This is a genomic window from Paucibacter sp. JuS9 (assembly GCF_044043925.2).
Lineage (GTDB): Bacteria > Pseudomonadota > Gammaproteobacteria > Burkholderiales > Burkholderiaceae_C > JAUASW01.
This window is the reverse complement of the sequence record NZ_CP194172.1, coordinates 3915489-3938829: the sequence shown is the minus strand read 5'-3', so window position 1 is coordinate 3938829 and position 23341 is coordinate 3915489. Positions and strand designations below refer to the sequence as shown.

Annotated in this window: 16 protein-coding genes; 12 read left to right on the top strand and 4 right to left on the bottom strand. The window is 69.0% G+C overall.

Annotated elements, in window-relative coordinates; all coding sequences use genetic code 11:
- Positions 1 to 10 precede the first annotated feature (10 nt).
- The 8 genes from ABT392_RS17570 to ABT392_RS17535 are packed head-to-tail and all read left to right on the top strand — an operon-like array spanning position 11 to position 10279.
- Positions 11 to 1300 carry an NAD(P)/FAD-dependent oxidoreductase gene (locus tag ABT392_RS17570; RefSeq protein WP_334279407.1) on the top strand — a complete coding sequence of 430 codons (1290 nt, stop codon included), beginning with the start codon at positions 11 to 13 and terminating at the stop codon, positions 1298 to 1300.
- The gene (locus tag ABT392_RS17565) at positions 1297 to 2835 is read left to right on the top strand and encodes an ABC transporter substrate-binding protein (protein WP_464970831.1); all 1539 of its coding nucleotides are present in this window, start codon (positions 1297 to 1299) and stop codon (positions 2833 to 2835) included. Before ABT392_RS17570 ends, ABT392_RS17565 begins: the two co-directional genes overlap by 4 nt.
- Positions 2835 to 3791, top strand: a complete 957-nt coding sequence (locus ABT392_RS17560; protein WP_334279405.1) for an ABC transporter permease — start codon at positions 2835 to 2837, stop codon at positions 3789 to 3791. Before ABT392_RS17565 ends, ABT392_RS17560 begins: the two co-directional genes overlap by 1 nt.
- A 7-nt stretch (positions 3792 to 3798) precedes the next feature.
- Complete coding sequence (locus tag ABT392_RS17555) at positions 3799 to 4653, top strand: ABC transporter permease (protein WP_416383996.1); 855 nt, start codon at positions 3799 to 3801, stop codon at positions 4651 to 4653.
- Positions 4653 to 6281 (top strand): ABC transporter ATP-binding protein, encoded by a 1629-nt coding sequence (locus tag ABT392_RS17550; protein WP_334279404.1) that lies wholly within the window; start codon positions 4653 to 4655, stop codon positions 6279 to 6281. The genes ABT392_RS17555 and ABT392_RS17550 overlap by 1 nt, the downstream gene beginning before the upstream one ends.
- Before the next feature lie 25 nt (positions 6282 to 6306).
- A complete protein-coding gene (locus ABT392_RS17545) occupies positions 6307 to 7383 on the top strand; it encodes a tartrate dehydrogenase (protein ID WP_395385092.1) in 1077 nt (358 codons plus the stop codon).
- Positions 7383 to 8855 (top strand): NAD-dependent succinate-semialdehyde dehydrogenase, encoded by a 1473-nt coding sequence (locus tag ABT392_RS17540; protein ID WP_464970985.1) that lies wholly within the window; start codon positions 7383 to 7385, stop codon positions 8853 to 8855. Before ABT392_RS17545 ends, ABT392_RS17540 begins: the two co-directional genes overlap by 1 nt.
- The gene (locus ABT392_RS17535; protein WP_395385094.1) at positions 8852 to 10279 is read left to right on the top strand and encodes an aldehyde dehydrogenase family protein; all 1428 of its coding nucleotides are present in this window, start codon (positions 8852 to 8854) and stop codon (positions 10277 to 10279) included. Before ABT392_RS17540 ends, ABT392_RS17535 begins: the two co-directional genes overlap by 4 nt.
- Here the strand turns inward: ABT392_RS17535 and ABT392_RS17530 are convergent.
- Positions 10273 to 11205, bottom strand: coding sequence for a LysR family transcriptional regulator (locus ABT392_RS17530; protein ID WP_395385095.1), 933 nt, complete (start codon positions 11203 to 11205; stop codon positions 10273 to 10275). The two genes, ABT392_RS17535 and ABT392_RS17530, sit on opposite strands and share 7 nt — an antisense overlap.
- Positions 11206 to 11302: 97 nt before the next feature.
- Between ABT392_RS17530 and ABT392_RS17525 the strand changes: the two genes are divergently transcribed.
- The 4 genes from ABT392_RS17525 (at position 11303) to ABT392_RS17510 (ending at position 14682) form a co-directional block, all read left to right on the top strand.
- A complete protein-coding gene (locus ABT392_RS17525; protein WP_395385096.1) occupies positions 11303 to 12481 on the top strand; it encodes an alanine racemase in 1179 nt (392 codons plus the stop codon).
- Between the two features lie 6 nt (positions 12482 to 12487).
- Positions 12488 to 13813, top strand: a complete 1326-nt coding sequence (locus ABT392_RS17520) for an NAD(P)/FAD-dependent oxidoreductase (RefSeq protein ID WP_395385097.1) — start codon at positions 12488 to 12490, stop codon at positions 13811 to 13813.
- A 2-nt stretch (positions 13814 to 13815) separates the two neighbouring features.
- On the top strand, positions 13816 to 14181 hold the full coding sequence (locus ABT392_RS17515; RefSeq protein ID WP_334279398.1) for a RidA family protein: 366 nt from the start codon (positions 13816 to 13818) through the stop codon (positions 14179 to 14181).
- Positions 14182 to 14328: 147 nt separating this feature from the next.
- On the top strand, positions 14329 to 14682 hold the full coding sequence (locus ABT392_RS17510) for a cupin domain-containing protein (RefSeq protein ID WP_334279397.1): 354 nt from the start codon (positions 14329 to 14331) through the stop codon (positions 14680 to 14682).
- Between the two features lie 15 nt (positions 14683 to 14697).
- Here the strand turns inward: ABT392_RS17510 and ABT392_RS17505 are convergent, their stop codons facing one another.
- From ABT392_RS17505 to ABT392_RS17495, 3 genes are read right to left on the bottom strand one after another with little or no spacing between them, the layout of a single operon-like run.
- On the bottom strand, positions 14698 to 15414 hold the full coding sequence (locus ABT392_RS17505) for a haloacid dehalogenase type II (protein WP_334279396.1): 717 nt from the start codon (positions 15412 to 15414) through the stop codon (positions 14698 to 14700).
- Complete coding sequence (gene pbpC / locus ABT392_RS17500) at positions 15411 to 17540, bottom strand: penicillin-binding protein 1C (protein ID WP_395385098.1); 2130 nt, start codon at positions 17538 to 17540, stop codon at positions 15411 to 15413. The genes ABT392_RS17505 and pbpC overlap by 4 nt, the downstream gene beginning before the upstream one ends.
- On the bottom strand, positions 17537 to 23323 hold the full coding sequence (locus ABT392_RS17495) for an alpha-2-macroglobulin family protein (protein WP_395385099.1): 5787 nt from the start codon (positions 23321 to 23323) through the stop codon (positions 17537 to 17539). The genes pbpC and ABT392_RS17495 overlap by 4 nt, the downstream gene beginning before the upstream one ends.
- Positions 23324 to 23341 lie beyond the last annotated feature (18 nt).

Here is a 23341-nt window from a genome sequence, read left to right as displayed (position 1 = left end):
CCCTGCGGCCATGAAGCTCGATTCCTACTGGACCGATTCGGCGCCGGCCTTCCAGCCGGCCGCTGCCGAGCTGCCTGCCACAGCCGATGTGGCCATCGTCGGCGCCGGGTTCACCGGCCTGGCGGCTGCGCGTGACCTGGCCCGGCAGGGCGCCAAGGTGGTGGTGCTGGAAGCCTGCGACCGCGTGGCCAAGGAGGCCTCGGGTCGCAATGGCGGCCATGTCAACAACGGCCTGGCGGTGGACTACGTGGCCGCCGCCGAGCAGCACGGTGTCGAGCGGGCCCGCTCCTGGTATCACGAGTTCGATGCCGCGGTCGACAGCGTGGCCCGCCTGGTTCAGGAAGAGCAGATCGATTGCGACTTCCAGCGCAACGGCAAGCTCAAGCTCGCCACCAAGCCGGTGCACTACGAGGCGCTGGCCCGCAGCTGCGAGCGCATGGCCCGCGAGGTCGATCCCGACGTGGAGCTCGTCACGCCGGAGCGCATCCGCAGCGAGGTCGACAGTGATCGCTTCGTCGGCGGCCTCTTGCAGAAGAAGAGCGCCCAGATGCACATGGGCCGCTTTGCCGCCGGCCTGGCCGCCGCGGCCGAGCGCAAGGGCGCGCAGATCCACCTGAGCACGCCGGTGCAGAGCATGCAGCGCCAGGGCCGAACGCATGCCCACGTGCTGCACACGCCGCGCGGCAGCGTGAGGGCCAAGCAGGTGCTGCTGGCCACCGGTGCCACCCTGCACGGCGGCTACGGCAGCTTCGGCTGGCTGCGCCGCCGCATCGTGGGCATCGGCAGCTTCATCATCGTCACCGAGCCGCTCGGGGCCGAGCGCGTCGCGGCCCTGCTGGCTGGGCGCCGGACCTATGTGACGGTGGCCAACATCCATCACTACTTCCGCGTGACGCCCGACCATCGCCTGGTCTTCGGCGGCCGCGCGCGCTTTGCCATCTCCAGCCCCACCTCAGACCAGAAAAGCGGTGAGATCCTGCGCGCCGGCCTGGCCGAGATCTTTCCGCAGTTGGGCCAGGTGCGCATCGACTACTGCTGGGGCGGCCTCGTGGACATGAGCCAGGACCGCCTGCCGCATGCCGGCGAACGCGACGGCCTGTACTACTCGATGGGCTACAGCGGCCATGGCACGCAGATGTCGGTGCACATGGGCGAGCGCATGGCCGCCGCGATGAGCGGCAACGAGGCCGCCAACCCCTGGCGCGAGCGCCCGTGGCCGGCCATACCCGGCCACCTGGGACCGCCGTGGTTCCTGCCCGCCGTCGGTCTCTATTTCCGCCTCAAGGACAAGCTGGCATGAGCGGCCTGCTCACAAGCACCCGTCGCGAGCTGCTGGGCCTCTTTGTGGCCGGCGGGCTCGGTGGCGCGGCACTCGGTGCCCAGGCGCAGACACCGCGCCAGGGTGGCCGCATCCGTGTGGCTGGTGCCAGTGCGGGCATCAACGACACGCTGGACCCGGCCAAGCTGGCCAACCAGACCGACTACTCGCGCGGCCGCATGTTCTACAACGGCCTCACCGAGCTCGACAACCAGCTGAGCCCGCAGCCGGCGCTGGCCGAGGAGTTCAGCAGCCGCGATGCGCAGACCTGGGTGTTCAGGCTTCGCAGGGGCGTCACCTTCCACGACGGCAAGCCGCTGACCCCGGCCGACGTGGTGTTCTCGCTGATGCGCCACAAGAACCCCGCCACCGGCTCCAAGGTCAAGGCCCTCGCTGACCAGATCGAGACGGTGGCCGCCAGCGGCCCGCTCGAGGTCACCGTGACGTTGAAGGCGCCCAATGCCGACCTGCCGGTGATCCTGGGCACGCACAACTTCGTGATCGTTCAGGACGGCACGACCGACTTCTCGGCCGGCATCGGCACCGGAGCGTTCCGGGTGCAGGAGTTCCGGCCCGGCGTGCGCTCGATTGCGGTGCGCAACAAGAACTACTGGAAGCCCGGCCGGCCCTATCTGGACGAGATCGAATTCGTCGGCATCAGCGACGACGGTGCCCGCGTCAACGGCCTGCTGTCGGGCGACCTCGACCTGGTGGCGGCCATCAACCCGCGCGCGGTCAAGCGGGTGCAGCAGACGCCGGGCTATGCGGTGCTCGACACGCCGTCAGGCCAGTACACCGACCTCATCATGCGCGGCGACCTGGGCCCCGGCCGCAACCCGGACTTCGTGCTGGCCATGAAGCACCTGCTCGACCGCGAGCTGCTGCGCAAGGTCGTTGCCCAGGGCCATGCCACGATTGCCAACGACCAGCCGATCGACCCCAGCCACCGCTTTCATTTCGCCGGTCTGCCGCAGCGTCCGTACGACCCCGAACGGGCCCGCTTTCATTTCCGCAAGTCGGGCTTGGCCGGCACCCGCATCCCGGTCGTGGCCTCGCCGGTGGCGACCTACTCGGTCGAGATCGCCGTGGTCCTGCAGCATGCGGCGCGCCGCATCGGCATGACGCTGGACCTCAAGCGCATGCCGGGCGATGGCTACTGGTCCAACCACTGGCTGCAGAGCCCCATCGGCTTCGGCAACACCAATCCGCGCCCCAGCGCCGACACCCTGCTGACGCAGTTCTTCAAGTCCGATTCGCCCTGGAACGAAGCACGCTGGAGGAGCCCCCGCTTCGACCAGTTGCTGCTGTCCGCGCGGGCCGAGCTGGACCTCGACAAGCGCAAGTCCATGTACGCCGACATGCAGGTGATGATTCATGAACAGGGTGGCCTCGGGATTCCGATGTTCATCTCCAGCCTCGACGGCCACAGCCAGCGGCTGCGCGGCCTGCGTCCGAACCCCTTGGGCGGCCTGATGGCCTCGGCCTTTGCCGAACATGTCTGGCTGGAGGGCGCCTGATGAATCTCCTGATCCTGCGCCTGCTCCTGAGCCGCCTGGCCCTGGCCTGCGTGTCGCTGCTGGTGGTGTCGGCCGTCGTGTTCACGATCACCGACCTCCTGCCCGGGGACGCCGCGGCCGCCCAGCTGGGCCAGGAGGCGACAGTCGAATCGCTGGCCGCGCTGCGTCACCAGATGGGCCTGGACCTGCCGGCGCCGCAGCGCTACGCACGCTGGCTGACCGGCATGCTGAGCGGCGACCCCGGTCAGTCCATCGTCAGCGGCAAGCCGGTGGGCGAGATGATTGGCAAGCGCCTGCCGGCCTCGCTGCTGCTGGCGGCCATCACCTCCGCCATCGCCGTGCCTCTCGCCCTGGCCCTGGGCATTGCCTCGGCCATGTGGCGCGGCTCCTGGTTCGACCGGCTGGCGAGCTCGGGCGCCGTGGCCGTGGTCTCGGTGCCGGAGTTCCTGGTGGCCACGCTGGCGGTGCTGCTGTTCGCGGTGCAGTTGCGCTGGCTGCCCGCCTTGTCGTACACGAATGCGGCCTCGTCGCTGACCGATATGTTGCGCGCCTTCGCGATGCCGGTGATGAGCCTGTGCTGCGTCACCATGGCCCAGATGATGCGCATGACGCGGGCAGCCGTGGTGGACCAATTGAAGGCGCCCTATATCGAGATGGTGCGCCTGAAGGGCGCCTCGCCGACCCGCATGGTGTTGGCGCATGCGCTGCCCAACGCCATCGGCCCCATCGTCAATGCGGTGGCGCTGTCGCTGTCCTACCTGCTGGGTGGCGTGATCATCGTCGAGACCATCTTCAACTACCCCGGCATCGCCAGCCTGATGGTGGACGGTGTGACCCAGCGCGACATTCCGCTGGTGCAGACCTGCGCCATGCTGTTCTGCGCGGTCTACCTGTTGCTGGTCACGCTGGCCGACCTGGTCAGCATCGTCGCCAACCCGCGCCTGCGCCATCGCTGAGAAGCTCATGTCAAGCCCACCACTTTCCGCCACCCCCCCGGCGTTGCGACGCAAGCTGCCGATGAGCTGGCCCGGCCTGCTGGGCGCAGGCCTGCTCGTGCTGTGGCTGCTGGTGGCGCTGTTCGGCCCCATGCTGCCGGGAGTGGACGGCTCCGACCTCGGCCAGGCGGATGTCTTCGAGCCGATCAGTGCTGCGCATTGGCTGGGCACCGACTACCTCGGCCGCGACATGCTGGGCCGCGTGATTGCCGGCGCTCGCTACACGGTGGGCATCGCCCTGCTGGCCACGGTGCTGGCCAGCAGCATCGGCACGCTGCTGGCCTTGCTGGCTGCGGCCAGCGCGCCCTGGGTTGATGCCGTGATCAGCCGCACCGTCGACACCATGACCTCGATTCCTTCGAAGATGCTGGCCCTGATCATGGTGGCTGCCTTCGGCTCCGACGTGAGCATGCTGGTGCCCACCGCGGCCCTGATCTACGTGCCCGGCGCCTTCCGCATCGCCCGCTCGCTGGCCGTGAATATCAATGCGCTGGATTACGTGACCGTGGCCCGCACCCGTGGCGAAGGCCGGCTCTACATCATGCTGAAGGAAATCCTGCCCAACATGATCAACCCGATGCTGGCCGACCTGGGCCTGCGCTTCGTCTACGTGGTGCTGTTGCTGGCCTCCTTGAGCTTCCTGGGCCTGGGCGTGCAGCCGCCTGAAGCCGACTGGGGCTCGCTGGTGCGCGAGAACATCGGCGCGCTGGACAGCGGCGGCGCCGCCGTCGTGGCGCCGGCCCTGGCCATTGCCAGCCTGACCATCGCGGTCAACCTCCTGATCGACAACCTGCCGGGTCGCAAGGCCCGCGGAGACCACTGATGGGAGCCCATGTCCAGGTGCGCGGCCTGAAGATCGTTGCCGGCCCGGCCGACGCCGAGCAGACCATCGTCCATGAGCTGAGCTTCGACATCGCGCCCGGCGAGGTGCTCGCGCTGATCGGCGAATCGGGCTCCGGCAAGACCACCACGGCGCTGGCCCTGATGGGCTATGCCCGCCATGGTTGCCGCATCGCCGGCGGCGAGGTGAAGATCGGTGACACCGAGGTGCTCGGCTTGAGCGAAGCGCAGCAACGCGCGCTGCGCGGCCGCCGCGTGGCCTATATCGCGCAGAGCGCGGCGGCTTCGTTCAACCCCTCGCGCACCATCATGGACCAGGTGATCGAGCCGGCCCTGATCCACCGTGTGCTGTCGCGCGCGGCCGCCGAGGCCAAGGCCGTCGAGCTGTTCCATGAGCTGGCCCTGCCCAACCCGACCACGATTGGCTCGCGCTACCCGCACCAGGTGTCGGGAGGCCAGTTGCAGCGCCTGATGGCGGCGATGGCCCTGATCACTGACCCTGAGCTGGTGATCCTGGACGAGCCGACCACGGCGCTCGACGTGACCACGCAGATCGAGGTGCTGCGCGCCTTTCGCCGCGTGGTGCGCGAGCGCAAGACCTCGGCCGTCTATGTGAGCCATGACCTGGCCGTGGTGGCGCAGATGGCCGACCACATCCTGGTGCTGCGCGACGGCGCGATGCGCGAGCTGGGTGCCACACCGCAGATCCTGCAGGCCCCGGTCAGCGACTACACGCAGAGCCTGCTCGCCGCGGCGCGGCCCAAGGAGCGCGAGTCGGGTGCGAGCTCTTCGGCGTCAAGCCAGCAGCCCTTGCTCGAGGTGCGCAATATCTCGGCCGGCTACGGTGCCACCGACAAGCGGGGCCAGCCCAAGACGCTGATTCTCGAAGGCATCGATCTGAAGCTGTACCGGGGCCAGGCCATCGGCGTGATCGGTGAATCCGGCTCCGGCAAGACCACGCTGGCCCGCGCCGTGGCCGGGCTGATTGCACCTTGCGAAGGTCAGATCCTGTTCGACGGCCAGGCGCTGCCCGGCACCTTGGCCGGTCGCAGCCGCGAGCAATTGCGTCGCGTGCAGATCGTCTTCCAGTCGGCCGACACCTCGCTCAACCCTTCGCACAGCATCGAGCAGATCCTGGCGCGGCCGCTGCAGTTCTACCGTGGGCTCTCGGGCGCAGCGCTAGCCAAGCGAATCAAGGAATTGCTCGACCTGGTGCGCCTGCCTTCCACGGTGGCCGGGCGCCTGCCCGGCGGTCTCTCCGGTGGGCAGAAGCAGCGCATCAACCTGGCGCGCGCGCTGGCCGCCGAGCCCGAGCTGATCCTCTGCGACGAGGTGACTTCGGCGCTGGACACCGTGGTGGGCGCGGCGGTGCTGGACCTGATCTGCGAGCTGCGCCGCGAGCTGGGCCTGTCCTACCTCTTCATCAGCCACGACCTGCACACGGTGCGTTCGGTCTGCGACGAGATCGTCGTCATGCAGCACGGCCGCAAGCTGGCGCAGGTGGCGCGCGCCGACTACGAGCGCGGCCCCCATCACCCCTATTACGAACTGCTGGCCCGCTCGGTCCCCGAGCTGCGCCAGGGCTGGCTGGACGAACAAGTCGCGGCCTGAGGCCTAACGGACTGGAACAACTCCCATGAGCAAGAAAATCCACAAGATCGCCGTGATTCCCGGCGACGGCATCGGCAAGGAAGTGATGCCCGAAGGCCTGCGCGTGCTGCGCGCCGCCGCGGAGCGCTTCGGCATCGAGTTGCAGCTGACGCCCATAGCCTGGGCCAGCTGCGACTACTACCAGGCCACTGGCGCGATGATGCCGGACGACTGGAAGGCCCAGCTGCAGAGCCAGGACGCGATCCTGTTCGGCGCCGTAGGCTGGCCGGCCACCGTGCCCGACCATGTCTCACTGTGGGGCTCGCTGCTGAAGTTCCGCCGCGAGTTCGACCAGTACATCAATCTGCGCCCGGTGCGCCTGTTCGAAGGCGTGCCCTGCCCGCTGGCCGGCCGCAAGCCCGGCGAGATCGACTACTTCGTCGTGCGCGAGAACACCGAGGGCGAATACACCAAGCTCGGCGGCATCATGTACGAGGGCACCGAACGCGAGATCGTGATCCAGGAGTCGGTCTATTCTCGCTTTGGCAGCGACCGTGTGCTGAAGTACGCCTTCGAGCTGGCCCGCTCTCGCGAGCGCAAGCACCTGACCGTGGCGACCAAGAGCAATGGCATCGCGATCAGCATGCCCTGGTGGGACGGCCGCGCCGATGCGGTGGGCGCCGCCTACCCGGAGGTCACGGTCGACAAGCAGCACATCGACATCCTCAGCGCCCGCTTCGTGCTGCAGCCGCAGCGCTTCGACGTGGTCGTGGCCTCCAATCTGTTCGGCGACATCCTCTCCGACCTCGGCCCGGCCACCACCGGCACCATTGGCCTCGCGCCCTCGGCCAACCTGAACCCGGAGCGCAATTTCCCCTCGCTGTTCGAGCCGGTGCATGGCTCGGCGCCCGACATCTACGGCCGCAACATCGCCAACCCGGTGGCCATGATCTGGTCGGCCGCGCTGATGCTGGACTTCCTGGGCCACCGTGAAGCCCACGACGCCATCGTCACTGCCATCGAGCAGGTGCTGGTGGAGGGCCCACGCACCGGCGACCTGGGCGGCCAGTCCTCGACCACCGAAATGGGCGAGGCGATTGCCGCCCGCCTGGGAGCACGATGATGCCTTTGACCTTGCAACGCGCTGAGCTGCAGCGCCACCAGAACTTCATCGGCGGCCGCTGGGTGGCTGCGGCCGAGGGCCGGCAGCTGCCGGTCAGCGACCCCGCGCTCGACCAGGTGTTCGCCCAGGTGCCCGACAGCGGCGCCGTGGATGCACAAGCCGCTGTTGACGCCGCGCAGGCCGCCTTCCCGGCCTGGCGCGCCACGCCGGCCAAGCAGCGCGCGCAATTGCTCAAGAAGTGGAACGACCTGATCATGGCCCATCAGGAAGACCTCGGCCGACTGATCTCGCGCGAGCAGGGCAAGCCGCTGGCCGAGGGCCGCGGCGAAGTGGCGTACGCGGCCAGCTATGTCGAATGGTTCGCCGAAGAGGCCACGCGCTCCTATGGCGACATGATTCCGGCACCGGTCACCGGCCGCCGCATGATGGCGGTGAAAGAGCCGGTCGGCGTCATCGCCGCGATCACGCCCTGGAACTTCCCGGCCGCGATGATCGCCCGCAAGATCGCGCCGGCCCTGGCCGCCGGCTGCACCGTCGTGGCCAAGCCCGCTGAAGACACCCCCCTGACCTCGCTGGCCCTGGCCCGCCTGGCCGAGGAAGCCGGGTTTCCGGCTGGCGTGCTGAACATCGTGGTGGCCTCGCGCGAGCGGGCCGCCGAGGTGGTGGACGTATGGCTGGCCGACAGCCGCGTGCGCAAGATCACCTTCACCGGCTCGACACCGGTGGGCAAGCACCTGGCCCGCGAATCGGCCGGTACCCTGAAGAAGCTGTCGCTGGAGCTGGGCGGCAACGCGCCCTTCATCGTCTTCGAGGATGCCGACGTCGATGCGGCCGTGGCCGGCCTGATGGCGGCCAAGTTCCGCAACGGCGGCCAGACCTGCGTCAGCCCGAACCGGGTCTTCGTGCACAGCGCCGTGCATGAGCTGTTCGTTGAAAAGCTGGCCGCCCGCGTGGTTGCATTGAAGGTCGGCCCGGCCAGTGCTGAAGATTCTCAGATCGGCCCGATGATCAACGCTCGCGCGGTCGACAAGATCGCCCGCCATGTGCAGGACGCGGTGGCGCGCGGCGCCCGTGTCGTCGTCGGTGGGCAGCGGCTCACGAGCCTCGGCTCCAACTATTTCGCGCCGACCGTTCTCATCAACGCCGATGCCGAGATGGCCTGCTCCTGCGAGGAGACCTTCGGCCCGGTCGTGCCGATCACGCGCTTCGATGATGAAGCCGACGTCATCGCCGCCGCCAATGGCACGCCCTTCGGCCTGGCCTCCTACTTCTATTCGCGCGACATCGACCGCGCCTGGCGCGTGGCCGATGCGCTGGAGTCCGGCATCGTCGGCATCAACGAGGGCGCGCTGGCCGCCGAGGCCGCGCCATTCGGTGGCGTCAAGGAATCGGGCTACGGGCGTGAAGGTGGCCGCCACGGGCTCGACGAGTACATGCACACCAAATACCTATGCCAAGGAAACTTGCGATGAGCATGCGCACCGACGCGGCCTTCTATATCGACGGCCAGTGGCAGGACCGGCCCGAGGCGCCGCGGCTTGCCGTGGTCAACCCCGTCACTGCGCAAGTGATGGGCGAAGTGGCCGCAGGCTCGGCGGCCGATGTCGACCTGGCCGTGGCCGCCGCCCGACGAGCCTTCGAGACCTTTTCTCTCAGCAGCGTGGACGAGCGCATCGCGCTGCTGACGCGCATCCTGGCGCTGATGGAAGAGCGGGCCGAGGCCTTCGCCCAGGCCATCTCGACCGAGATGGGCGCCGCCATTGCCTTCTCGCGCGCCTCGCAGGTGCCCTTCGGCATCGCCCATGTGCGCGCGCAGATCGAAGTGCTGCGCGACTACGCCTTTCTGTACCGGCAGGGCGGCACGGCCATCGCCAAGGAGCCGATCGGCGTCTGCGCGCTGATCACGCCCTGGAACTGGCCGCTGTACCAGCTCACCGCCAAGGTGGCGCCGGCCATTGCGGCCGGCTGCACCGTGGTGCTCAAGCCCAGCGAGCTCTCGCCCTACAGCGCGCTGCTGTTCGCGCAAGTGATGCACGACGCGGGCACGCCGCCCGGCGTGTTCAACCTGGTGGGCGGCACCGGCGAAGTGGTGGGTGCAGCGCTGGCCTCCCATCCGGACGTGGACATGATCTCGATCACCGGCTCCACGCGTGCCGGCGTGCTGGTGGCGCAAGCCGCCGCCGTGACCGTCAAGCGCGTGGTGCAGGAGCTGGGCGGCAAGTCGCCCAATGTCTTCCTCGACGACGCGGACTTCGAGAACGGCGTGGCCAAGGGCGTGCTGGCCGGCATGCGCAATGTCGGCCAGTCCTGCAGCGCGCCCACGCGCATGCTGGTGCCGGAATCGCGCCTGGCCGAGGTCGAGGCGCTGGCGGCCAAGGCCGTGGCCGGCATCAAGGTCGGCGACCCGCAAGACGATCAGACAACGATGGGCCCGATTGCCAATGCACCGCAGTTCAGGCGGGTGCAGGAGATGATCGCGGCCGGCATCGAGGAAGGTGCTCGCCTGGTCTGCGGCGGCCTGGGTCGCCCCGAAGGCATCGAACAAGGCTTCTTCGTGCGCCCCACGGTGTTTTCGCGCGTGACGCCCCAGATGCGCGTGGCGCAGGAAGAGATCTTCGGCCCGGTGCTGGTGATCATGCCGTACCGCGACGAGGCCCATGCCATAGCACTGGCCAACGACACCATCTACGGCCTCGGCGCCCACCTGCAATCGGCCGACCTGGAGCGGGCCCGCCGCGTGGCCGGCCGCATCCGTGCCGGCCAGGTCCACATCAACTACCCGCCCTGGAATGCCCACGCGCCTTTCGGCGGCTACAAGCGCTCCGGCAACGGGCGGGAATACGGCGAGTACGGGCTCGAGGAATACCTCGAAACCAAGGCCATCGTCGGCTATTGATGGCGGCCCGTCGCTTCCTTGGCTTGCCGCCAGGGCGCCGGGTTCAGCGCCTGCCTCAGCATGTCGACGAAGGCCGTGGTGCGCGCGCTGCGGCCGCGCCGCACGCCCAGCATGGCCACCACATCGGCCGGCGGCAGCTCCCATTCGGGCAGGACCTGGCGCAGCCGCCCCTGCGCCAGGTCTTCAGCCACATGCCACTCGGAACGGATCGCGATGCCCATGCCGGCCAGCGCCCAGTCGCGCACCACGGCACCGTCGTTGCTCGACATCGCGGGCCGGATGCGCACCGTGGCTGGCTCATGCCGGCGGCGGCTGAAGCGCCACAGCGTCACGTCCTCGTCGTTCTCCCGCACCACCAGGCAGCGGTGCCTCGCCAGGTCTTCGGGCGCGGCAATGGCCTCGTTCTGCTCGAGATAGGCGGGGCTGGCGCACAGGAGGCGGCGGTTCGGCGCCAGCGTGGTCACGACCTGGCTGAGCGGGCCCGGCGGGCCGATGTGGACCACCACGTCACAGCTCTCCAGCTCCTGCGCACCGGGATGGTCGGACAGCTCCAGCGAGATCGTCACGCCCTCATGGGCGCGCGCAAAGGCCTCGGCCACCGGCGCCACATGCAGCCGGCCAAAGCCATGCGGCGCCGCCACGCGCAGGTGGCCGCTGACCCGGCTCTTGCGGTCGCCCAGGGCCTCGGTGAGGGCCTCGATCGCCTCGGCCACCATGCGGCCATGGCTGGCTACCAGGGCGCCCTCGTCGGTCAGTGTGGAGCGCCGGCCGGTGCGCTCCAGCAGACGCATGCCGATGCGGGCCTCCAGCGCCATCAGGCGCTGCGACACCGCAGGCGGCGTGACATTGAGCTTGCGCGCGGCCTCGGCGAGCGAGCCGGAGTCGGCCACCACGGCAAAAAAGGCCAGGTCATCCGAGGTCAACATAAAGGCGCGACTTATTCATGAATGCAGGAATCGTAAATTGCGCCCTTATAGGTCGGCAAGCAGAATTCCTGCATCCATTCAGCAACGAGGACCTGGCATGAACGCAGCAGCAATCACCGAAGAGCGCCCGACGGCCGTCGCGAGCAGCTTGCAAGACCTGGAGACGCCCTGCCTGGTGCTCGATGCCGATCGCATGGCGCGCAATGTGGCGCGGCTGCGCGCACGGCTGGCGGGCCTGGGTGTCGGTCTGCGCCCGCACCTGAAGACCTGCAAGTCGGTCGAGGTGGCGCGCCAGGTGATGAGTTCGGCTGAAGGCCCGGCTACTGTCTCCACACTCAAGGAAGCCGCTCACTTCGCCGCGGCCGGTGTGCGCGACATGATCTATGCCGTGGGCATCGCACCGGCCAAGCTCCCGCAGGTGCTGGCGCTGCGCGCGCAAGGCGTGGACCTGGTCGTGCTGCTCGACACCGTGGCGCAGGCCGAGGCCGTGGCGGCTGCGTCGCGTGAGGTCGGTGCGCCCATTCCGGCGCTGATCGAGATCGACTGCGACGGCCACCGCTCCGGCGTGCTGCCGACCGACGCGGAGCGCCTGGTGGCCATTGGCCGCGCGCTTGAGAACGGCGCCGAACTGCGCGGCGTGCTCACCCATGCCGGCGGCAGCTATGCCGCGCGCGGTGCCGAGGCGCTGCGGCAATGTGCCGAGGATGAACGGCGTGGCGTTGTCGATGCAGCCACCATCCTGCGCGCCGCCGGCCTGCCCTGCCCGGTCGTGAGCCTGGGCTCGACGCCGACGGCCCACAGTGCCACCGACCTCTCCGGCGTGACCGAGGTGCGGGCCGGCGTGTTCGTGTTCTTCGACCTGGTGATGGCCGGCATCGGCGTGTGCCAGATCGACGACATCGCGCTGTCGGTCATGGCCACCGTGATCGGCCATCAGCGCGAGAAGGGCTGGATTCTGGTCGACGCCGGCTGGATGGCGATGTCGCAGGACCGCGGCACCTCCAAGCAGGCCGTCAGCCAGGGCTATGGCCTGGTCTGCGACATCGAAGGCCAGGCCTGGCCAGACCTGATCCTGGCCGACGCCAACCAGGAACACGGCATCATCACCGTGCGCCCCGGATCAGGTGCGACGCTGCCCGATCTGGCCATCGGGGACCGCGTGCGCATCTTGCCGAATCACGCCTGTGCCACAGGTGCGCAGCACAGAAGCTATCAAGTGGTGCGCGGCCGCAGCGCCGCAGTCGAGGCCGAATGGCCCCGCTTTGGAGGATGGTGAACAGAGATGAGAGCTCCCCTGAATCAGATCGAGTCCAGCCCCGCGCTGCCAGACACGGCCGACGTGGTGGTGATCGGCGGCGGCATCGTCGGCGTGTTCACGGCCTACTACCTGGCGCGACGTGGCATCCAGGTGGCCTTGATCGAGAAGGGGCGCATCGGCGCCGAGCAGTCCAGCCGCAACTGGGGCTGGTGCCGCCAGCAGAACCGCGATGCGCGCGAGCTGCCGATGGCCACGCTGGCGCTGTCCCTGTGGGAACAGTTTGCCGCCGAGTCGGGTGAAGACACCGGCTTCAGCCGCTGTGGCCTGCTCTATCTCAGCAATGACGATGCCGAGCTGGACGGCTGGGCCCGCTGGGGCGAGTTCGGCCGCAGCGCAGGCGTGGACACGCAGATGCTCAGCGCAGCGGAAGCGGCCCGCCACGGCCAGGTCACCGGCAAGCCCTGGAAGGGCGGCGTGTTCTCGCCCACCGATGGCACGGCCGACCCCTCGCGCGCGGCGCCGGCCGTGGCCCGCGCCTTCATGAAGCTCGGCGGCACGGTGCACCAGGGCTGCGCGGCGCGTGGCATCGAACGCGAGGGCGGCAAGCTCTCGGCCGTCGTCACCGAGAAGGGCACGATACGCACCCGCACCGCCGTGCTCTCCGGCGGCGCCTGGGCTTCGTCCTTCTGCCGCCAGCTGGGCATCCGCTTCCCGCAGGCCACCATCCGCCAGACCGTGATGACGGTGTCGCCGGGGGCCACCGAGCTGCCGGCCACCCTGCATACCAAGGGCGTTTCGTTGACGCGGCGCAGCGATGGCGGCTACCTGCTTTCCGTCAGCGGCCGCGCCAGGGTCGATCCCACGCCGCAGTTCCTGCGCTTCTCGCCGCAGTTCCTGCCGATGTTCGCGCGCCGCTGGCGCAGCCTCTCGCCCGGCGGTCTGGAAGGTTGGCGCTCGGGCCACGAGAGTCTCGCGCGCTGGCAATTGGACCAACCCACGCCGATGGAGCGCATGCGCATCCTCGACCCGACGCCCGACGCGGCGACGGTACGGCTGACCCATGCACGGGCGCTGGCTCTGGTGCCGGCGCTGAAGGAGCGCAGCGTCACCGCCAGCTGGGCCGGCTACGTCGACAGCACGCCCGACGGCGTGCCGGGCATCGGCGAAGTGACCGGTGTGCCCGGCCTGGTGCTGGCCGCCGGCTTCAGTGGGCACGGCTTCGGCATCGGCCCCGGTGCTGGCCATCTGATTGCGGACATCGTCAGCGGCGCGCCGCCCATCGTCGATCCGCGCCCCTACCACCCTGATCGCTTCCAGCACTCATCCTGGGGCAAGGTTGCGGAGTTCTAGACATGAGCACAGCCATTGCCCCTCCCGGCGGCCACTACCGCCATGCCGTGCGCCACGGCAATCTGGTCTTCATCTCCGGCCAGCTCGGCGCGCGGCCCGACGGCACGCACACGGCCGACCTGCCTTTCGAAGACCAGGTGCGGCAGTCGCTCGCCAACCTGCGCGCCGCACTGCGCTCGGCCGATGCGGACTTTGGCGACCTGCTGAAAGTGACGGCCTACCTGGTCGACGTGGCCCACTGGCCGCGCTTCAACGCCGTCTATGCCGAGGTGATGGGCGATGCCAGGCCGGCGCGCAGCGTGGTGCCGGTGCCGGAGCTGCACTACGGCTACCTGATAGAGATCGATGCCATCGCGGCCTGCGGATGAAAGCTGAAGGCTGGCGGCAGATTGCGCTGCCAGCCGCCCTCAATCGCAAACAAGCCGCCGTTGCGGGCCACGCCTTCGGCACCCGCCTGGCAGCGGCCTTGCCTAGCATTCAAGGGTCTCAAGATCCCTGCCCGAAAGGCCTGCTCCATGTCCTCCCTGCTCGTCACTTTCAAGCTCGACCAACTCGGTGAACCCCGCGAATACCGGCCGCCGGCCGACCGCGTGCTCGAAGGCGACATCATCTGCCGCAACTGGGACGTCGACAGCGCCAAGGACGGCAAGGTGCGCGCCGGCGTCTTCGAATCCACGCCAGGCACCAACCGCTCTATCAAGGGCGAGACCTGGGAGTTCTGCTACATCCTGTCGGGCGTGGCCGAGATCACCGAAGACGGCCATGAGCCGATCACCTACCGGGCCGGCGACTGCTTCATCATGAAGCCGGGCTATCTGGGCACCTGGCGCACGCTGGAGACCGTGCGCAAGGTCTGGGTCACGGCCTGATCTGAGTCGCTGACCCTAGCGGCTGAGCGCTGACGCCAGCTCGCGCAGATCGGTCACCGCCAAGTCCACCGGCACGCGGGGCGCGCTTTCGCCCAGGCCAGTGCCGGCTTCGTCCGGTCGCGCAATGTGCGCGGTCCGCAGGCCGGCGGCGGCGGCCGCAGCCAGGTCGGATGAATGCGCGGCCACCATCAGCACCTGCTCGCGCTTCAGGTCGAGCGCGGCGCAGGCATGCAGATAGACGGTGGGCTTGGGCTTGTAGTCACGCGCCAGCTCGGCGCCAAGGATGGCATCCCAATGCCAGCCATTGCGCCGGGCCAGATCGACCATCAGCGAGATATTGCCGTTGGAGCAGGGTGCCAGCAGGTAGTGCCGGCGCAGCGCCTGCAAACCTGCCTCCACGTCAGGCCAGGCATCGAGCCGATGCCAGGCGAGGTTGAGCCTGGCGCGAACGGCCTCGTCCACCTGGCCGTCGACACCCAGCCGCGTGAGCACGATGTCGAGGTTGCGGCGATGCAGGCGGTCGAGCTTGCTGAAAGGCAGGCGGCCGCTGCGCACCTCTTCCATCGCCCCTTGGTATTCACCGCGCCAGGCATCGGCGAAGGCCGGCCAGTCAAGCGTGAGGCCCAGCGGCTCCAGCGCCTGCCGGGCCTCGCGCGCAATGCTGCCGCGCCAGTCGACCAGGGTGCCGAAGACGTCGAAGATCAGGGCCTTCACTGCGATCTCTGAACTCATCGTGCTTTCTCCTTGCCAGTCTGGGCGCGCGCCACCAGGATGGCACCGCGCACCTCGAAGCCTAGCTTCTGCAAGACCTGACCCCGGGCGTCCAGCAGGGCCAGCTGGTGGCGGCCCGGCGTCGGCGCCCAGCGCACCGACGTGCCACGACCGAGCGGCTTGCCGTCGAGCTGCCATTGGCCGGCCTCGCCCTCGAAGACGATGCGTTGCGCGGCCGGTGGCATGTCCGGGTCGAGCGCATAGATGGCGCCGTCGCGCGGGTTGGTGATGCCGCGCGGCGCGTTCGCCACGAGGCTCACGCGCGCCAGCTCGGTGCCGCGCACAAACCATTCCTGGCGGGGCGGCTCGCCCTGCGTGCCGTCGAAGCGCGCCAGTTGTTGCGTGAGGCCGGCCGGCGCCTTCGGTGGCCTGGAGGGCCGGCCCTGGTGCAGGTAGTGCATCAGCTGATGCCAGACCGGCGCCGCGCCGCTGACACCGGACACATCGTGCATCGCCTCGCCGCCGGCATTGCCGACCCAGACGCCGACCGTGTAGCGATCACTGAAGCCGAGGCACCAGTTGTCGCGCATGTCCTTGCTGGTGCCCGTCTTCACGGCCGCGAAGCCGCTGGTGGACAGCACGCTGCCCATGCCGAAGGTGAGGGCGCGGGCGTTGTTGTCGGCCAGGATGTCGGCGACGATGAAAGTGCTGGCGGCATCGGCCACGCGGCGTGCTGGCTTGAGCTCCCTGGCGGGCAGGCGAACGGCACTCCAGACGCCGCCGTTGGCGAGTGCCCGGTAGGCGTTCGTCAGTGACAGCAGGTTCACCTCGGCGCTGCCCAGCGCCAGCGAGGCGCCGTAGTAGCTGCCGCCCTGTTCCAGCCCCAGGCCGAAATCATTGAGGCGGGCAGCCAGCATGTCGGCCCCCAGCATGGTGCCAACGCGGACGGCCGGAATGTTCAGGCTGTTGCCCAGTGCCGAGCGCGCGCTGAGCCAGCCACGGTAGCCGCGGTCGTAGTTCTGCGGCAGGTAGAGCCCGGCATCGGTGCTGATCTGGGCCGGCGAATCGTCCAGCAGGCTGGCCGCCGTGATTAGCTTCTTCTCCAGCGCGAGCTGGTAGACAAAGGGCTTGAGCGTCGAGCCCGGCTGGCGCCTGGCGAGCACGCCGTCGACCTCGGCCGCGCTCGACAACTCGGCGCCGCTGGAGCCGACCCAGGCCAGCACCTCGCCTGTGGCGTTGTCGAGCACGATGACAGCGCCATCCTCGACATTGCGGCCCTGCAGCTCGATCAATTGCTGCTTCAGTACTTGGACGGCCACGCGCTGCAGCCGTGCATCGAGCGTGCTGCGCTGGCTGTTGGGGCCATCGGCCTTCAGCGCCAGGCGGGCATAGTGAGGCGCGAGATGCTCGCCGGGCAAGGGCAGGGGCCGGCGCGCGAAGGCTGCCGCTGCCTGCATCTCCAGGCCGGGGCAATCGGGCTTGCGGGCCGGCTGCAGATTCAAGAGCTCGCAGGCGCGCTGGGCGACCAGGGCGGGGCGCGCATTGGGTGCGCGCAAGAGCGCTGCAAGCAAGGCTGATTCGCTGGCATCGAGCGCGGCCGGGCTCTTGTCGAACAGCAGCCGTGCGGCGGCCGGCACGCCCACCAGCTCGCCACGCAGGGGCACGCGGTTCAGGTAGGCCTCGAGGATCTCCGCCTTGCTCCATGTGCCTTCGAGCTTGCGGGCCGTCCAGGCCTGGCCCAGCTTCTGCGCGCCGCTGCGGCCTTGCTGCGGCCGGGTCAGTTCGTCATCGATCAGTCCGGCCAGTTGCATGGTCAGCGTCGACGCGCCGCGGGTGCGCTGGTTCCAGAGATTGCCCCAGGCGCTGGCGGCCACAGCACCCCAATCGACGCCGCTGTGCTCATAGAAGCGCCGGTCTTCGCTGAGCAACAAGGCGTGCAGCAAGGCCGGCGAATACTGGGCCAAAGGCACCCAGGGCAGCGCGCGTTGCCGCTTGTCCAGACGGAGCAGCTGCAATGGCTCGCCGCGGCGATCCAGCAGCACCTTGTCGGATGTCTTGTGGCCGGCCCGCACCTGCTCGAACGTGGGCAGGGCCTGCGCCAGGCCCGCCGCGATCAGGAGCGCAAGGCCGAGCAAACGCTGCTTCAAGGACCGACCTCCAGCGTGGCGTTGGGGAACTCGCCGAAGCGCTCCGGCGCATACATGGCCTCGACCCGGCTGACCGGCATCTGGAAGCGGCCGGCGCTGTTGAGCCGCACGGTGTACTCGATCACGTGCTTGCCGCGCGGCAGGTAGGCGTAATAGGCGCGCCAGGCTTCGAAGCCGCGTTCCTCGTAGGCCACCCAGGCCTCGCTGTATTCGTTGCTCTCGCGCTTCTCGCCTTGCGTGGCGATGACGGAGTCACGGCCGAGGCCGGTGCCCAGGTGGCTGGCACCGGCAGGCACCGGGTCGTTCACCACGACCCAGCTCATGTCGGCCGAGGCATCGATCTCCAGCCGGATCCGCATCACGTCGCCACGGCTCCAGCGGCCCTTGTCCTTCTGCTCGATGGCCTGGACGCTGCGAGTGATGCGGTAGCCGGCATTGAGCGGCGCCTTGATCGGGATGGCGGCCAGGCTCTGCACCGTCAGCCAGGGCTTGCCGGCCCCTTCCTGCTTCACTTGCAAAGGCAAGGGCCCGGCCTGCTCGGGCCAGGCCAGCATCAAGGAGCCGCCCTCGGCCTGCCTGGCCCATTCGAGAACGCGCTGCTGCGTGCCCAGTTGGGCGACGCTGCGTCCCGTGGGCTTGACCGACTCAAAGCGGGCCGAGAACTTCTCCAGCGCCAGCACGCTCCACAGATTGGCCACCGTGGTCTGCCAGGCACCGAGCTGCTGCCGGGAGATGTGGCCTTGCAGCAGGCGCGGCAACTCGGCCTTCCAGGCCGGTTCGTCGAGCACTGCCAGGATCAGGCGAGCGGCGTTGGCATCGGGGCTCTCCATCAGCCACCACCAGTTGTCCTGCTCCTCGTTGACGAAGCGCAGCGTCGACCCGGCATAGCTGATGCGGCTGCGCAATTGGGCCTGGACCTCGGCCAGCTTGACGTCGCGCTGTGCCAGGTCGGGCAGGCGGCGCAGCAGATTGAGCCAGTCGATCAGCGTCGCCGTGGGCCAGGTGTTGATGCGCCCGGAATCGACCGTGGCCAGCAGCGAGGCCTTGGCACGGCCATAACGCGACAGTGCCTCCAGCGCGGCGAGACGGCGTGCGTCCTCGTCTGCCCGCGGCGCCCAGAAGCGGCGCTGCACCCGACCTTCGACGAAGCCGGCCAGGCCGTCCAGCATGCGTTGCCTGGCGTCTTCCGGCAGCACACGGCCCGCCTCATGGGCCGCAGCCAGCAGATGGGCGGTCAGGCGGTCGCTGCCGATCGGCCGCTCACCCGCACCAATCGGGAAATAGCTGGCCAGGCCATCACGGTCCAGATAGGTCGGCAGCGTGGCCATCAAGGCGTTCCAGCGAGCATCGTCATGCAGCGCCATGGCCTTGGAGCTGAGTTGTTCCAGGCAGCTGTACGGATAGGTCTCGAAGAATCGCTTCAGGCCCGGCAAGGCGCCTGTCAGCCGTGGCTGCAGGCCGATCTGCAGGCCGCCGCGCTTGACGCCGTTGGAAGCCAGCGCATCGGCCGGCGAGGCCACCGGGATACTCAGTGCTGCGTCCAATTGCTGCAGCGTGCTTTGCAAGACCCGCACCGGCACGGCGGGCTGGACGAGCTGCGACAGCTTGACCCGGTCCTGGGCCGCACCGCCGAGCTCGACGGCCTCGCCCTCCCAGGCGATGCTGAAGGCGCCCATCGGCACTTCGAGCGGCCAGCTCAGCTCGCGGGCGCTGCCGGCGGCCAGGGTCAGCTCCTGTGCGGGCAGGTTCAGCGCGCTGCGTGCGATCTCGCCGTTCAAGGCATTGCTGTTGACCTGGCCTTTCAGCGCGACCTTCAGCTTCATCTCGCGGGAGCTGGCATTGCGCACCGTGATCTGCGCCTGCAGCTTGTCGCCTTCGCGCAGCAGCGGCGGCAGGCCGGACAGCATCTGCAGGTCCTGGCTGACGCGCACGACCGCATGGCCGCTGCCGAAGCGGTGGCTGCCGGCATCGGCCACGGCAACGAGGCGGAAGCTGGTCAGCGAATCATTCATCGGCACCTCGATCTGCGCTTCGCCCTTGGCATCCAGCTTGACCAGCGGCTTCCACAGCAAGAGGGTGTCGAACAGTTCGCGGGTGGCCTTGCCGCCGCCGCCGCCCGCCGCGATGGCCTTGCGGCCGTAGTGACGCCGCCCGACGATTTCGCCCTGGGCCGTCGATGTTTCGACGGCCAGCGGCCGGTTGGGCAGCATGGCGTGCAGCAGGTCCCAGCTGGCGTTGTCAGACAAGGCCAGCAAGCCCTCGTCCACTGCCGCAAAGGCCAGCTCGGCCTCGGGCGCCGGCTTGCCATCCTGCGTCACGCGTACTTTCGCCAAGGCCTTCTGGCGGACGCCGTACTGCGGCTTGTCGCTCGTCACCTCGACCTTCAGCTCATGGCGGGCCAGGCCCACCTCGAATGCCGCAATGCCCAGCTTGTAGGCCGGCTTGCCCAGGTCGACCATGGCCGTGGGCGGCTGGTAGTCGCCGGAAGCGCGCCAGTCTCGCCACCACTGCAAGGGGCTGCGCCAGCCCCAGCTGAAGAACGAATACCAGGGCACCTCACGGATGCGGCCGCGCACGGCCAGCACGCTCACGTAGACATTGGGCGACCAGTCGCGCGCCACCGGCAGCTCGATCACCGGGTCGCGGCCGCGCAGCTGCATCAGCCTGGTCTCGATGACGCCCTCGCGTTCGATGGCCACCAGGGCCGTGGCTTCGCGGAAAGGCATGCGCACCTGCAGTCGGGCGGTCTCGCCCGGCTCGTAGCGCCGCTTCTCGGTGATGACTTCGATGCGATCGTCGTTGTTCTGCGCGAACCAGAACTCGCCCTGGCGCGTCACCCAGACCGGTGCCGCGGCTTCGCTGGCATGGCCATCGGCGTCTTGCGCGCGAGCGATCAGCTCGACCTGGCCCGGCGTGGTGAGCGAGGCTTCACAGGTGAGCAGCCCCTTCGCGTCGGTCGTGCCGCTGCAGACCTCGCCAAGCTCCTTGCGCTCCAGCTTGTTGTCATAGGCGTAGAAGCCGCCGACCATGCGCTTGCGGCTCGACAGCCATTGCTGCAGCCGGGCCCGCACGACAATCTTCTGGCCGGCCAGCGGCTTGCCATCGGTGGCCAGCGCCAGCGCCTGGAAGCGCAATTGCTGGCCATTGCCCACCCAGTGGCTGGCCTTGATGCCGGCCACCACGCGGGCCGGCCACAGCGGCACGCGGCGCGACACGGTCTGCCGCTCGCCATTGGGGTCGTCGTAGGCCAGCTCGACCAGCAGATCGCTGGGCTGTTGCAGGGGCGGTAGCTTGGCAATGCTCAGCTGGGCCGCGCCTTGGGCGTCGGTCACGGCCGGCTGCTTGTCGGCCACCAGCCTGGCGGCGCGCTGGCTGGCGTCCTGCTCGTCGCCTTCATCGTTCGCGCGTTGCTCGCTGCGGGGCGGCGCGAAGCTGAAGTCCTCGAAGCCGGCAAAGCCGCTTTCGCGCGGTTGCAGGAGGGCGCTGAGTTTCAATGGCGCGCGCGCCATGCCGCCACCGGCCATGTAGTTCAGTTGCGCGCCCAGCTTGATTTCCCGGGGCGCGGCCGGCACGGTGGCCGGCACGTTGATGCGTGCATCGACCAGGGGCACGCGGAACTCCTCGACGCGGAACGTGCCGCCGAAGCCGCCATGGGTCTTGCCGGTCAGCGAGATCGAGTAGGCGCCCAGCTTGGCGGCCGGCGGTATCGCCCATTGGCTGCTGGCGGAGCGGCCATTGCCCTGCCAGGTCAGCGGCAGCCTGAACTCCTGCCCGCTGCCCTGGTGGCTCACCACGACCTCGCTGGGCAGGTCTTCAGGCTTGATCATGGCCAGGCCCTGGCCGTTCTCCATCCGGATGAAGTGCTTCATCGAGACGGTTTCGCCAGCGCGGAACAGCGTGCGGTCCAGCACCGTGTGCGTGCGCACCGGCGACCATTCGTAGTCGCTGACCGGCAGGTTGAAGCGCCAGCTCTCGATGCCGCGCTGCCAGCTCGTGAACAGGAAGGCCAGCTCGCCGCCGGCACGGGCCGTGACGAACAGTCCGGTGTCGGCCGGGCATCGTTCGCCCGAGATGCGTTCGCTCAGCGGGCGGTCAATGCGTGCCAGACCCTGCGCATTGCTGCGGCCCTGCCAGATCGGCTTGCCGTGGCAGTCCATCACCGAGATGTCGGCATTGGCCACCGGCTGGGCGCGATCCAGCGTCGTCACCCAGGCCAGGCTGCTCTCGCGACCCAGCTTGAAATGCAGGCCCAGGTTGGTGACCAGCACGCTGGTGCGCACATACATGGGCGCCACCGGTTCGAGCAGCGCCTGGCCCAAGCGTTGCGAGCGCAGTTCCAGCACATGGAAGCCGGGTTCGCTGATCGGCACGCCGATCACCTCGAAGGGCCGCGGGTCGCCGCCCTGCAGCACCGGCAGGTCCATGCGCTTGGCCGTCCTGGCGTCGAGCATGGGCGCCTTGCGGCTCTTGTATTCGTCATTGCCCAGCTCGCGCACGCGGGCATAGGCCTTCAGCAGCTCGAGGTCGCTGCCGTCGAAGCGCTGCCGCAGCATCTGGCCGGCACTGCTGCCTGGCCGCAGCTCGCCCTGCACATGGCGCAGCGTCAGTGGCACAAGCGCCGGGCCTTCGGGCTCGCGCTCGACGATGCCGAAGCTGGCGACCGCGAACTTGGCGATCGGCGGCGCGATGCCGGTGCGCACCGTCAGCGGGAACATCGTGGCGTTGGAAAGCGGCCGACCCGCGTCGTCCTTCATGCCCGGCGGCAGTACCAGCTGGAAGCTCTGGTTCTCCGGCAGCGGCGTCGGGAAGTTGATCTGCCTCACGTCTTTGTCAGCGCCGTCGCCTTTCGAGGTGACGGGCGCGATCTCCGGGCCGCCGCCGATCGGCTTGAGCCGGGCCTTCTGTGCCAGCGCGGCAGGCACCTGCTCGCTGAAATCCAGCCGCATCGGCAGGATGGGCATGCAGGGCTCCTCGGCCCGCTCGCGCGTGCAATGGAACTCGGCGGTCAGCGGCTGGCGGACCTTGTATTGCAGGTGCTGGTCAGCGCGGCTTTGCACGGCCGGGTTCAGCGCGGCAGCGATGCCCCGTCCCCAGACGATGCGAACGCGCGCGCCCGGTGGCAAGGGCCGCTGGCAGGCCAGCAGCAGCCATTCGCCCTTGCGCTCGTTGCCCCAGATGCTCTGGGTCTTCAGCGCTGCATCGCGCGCGGCGAGCGGCTGCAGCTGGGCGGGCATGCGCTCACCCAGGCCTTCAACCTCGCACCAGATCCGCCCAGCCAGGCTGGCCAGGTCGGGCGCGCCGTTGAAGTGCAGCAGGAACTGCTGGTCCTCGGCGATCTGCGCGGAGTTCCAGGGGCGTGCATCGAGCAGAAATGGCGCGCCGAGCTGGAAGCGGAATTCGCGGGCACCCGTCCATTCGGCGCCGGGCTTGAACTCGGGCTTGAGTGACACGCGGCAGGCGGCGCCAGGGGGCAGCGGCTGGTTCAGCTCGAACAGCCATTCGCGTTCGCTGGCCCAGTGGCCGGAGCCGCTGGTGTCGACCTTGCCTTCGCAGCGCAGAGAAGCCGGGTCGGCCTGGCGCAGGTCGCCCAGCGGCACGACCGCTTCGCTGAACTGCAGGCGCAGCTGCGTCGCCTGGGCGACCTCGCCACTGGGGCTGGCGCTGGTGACCGACACGGCCTGGGCCGCGCCCGCCGCCATGAAGGCTGCCGCCGCCAGCAGGCCGCGTGCCAGGTCTTGCCAGCGCTTGATGCCGGCCTGCTTGTCGCCTCTTGCTTGGTGCATCCAACTCTCCCTTGGAAG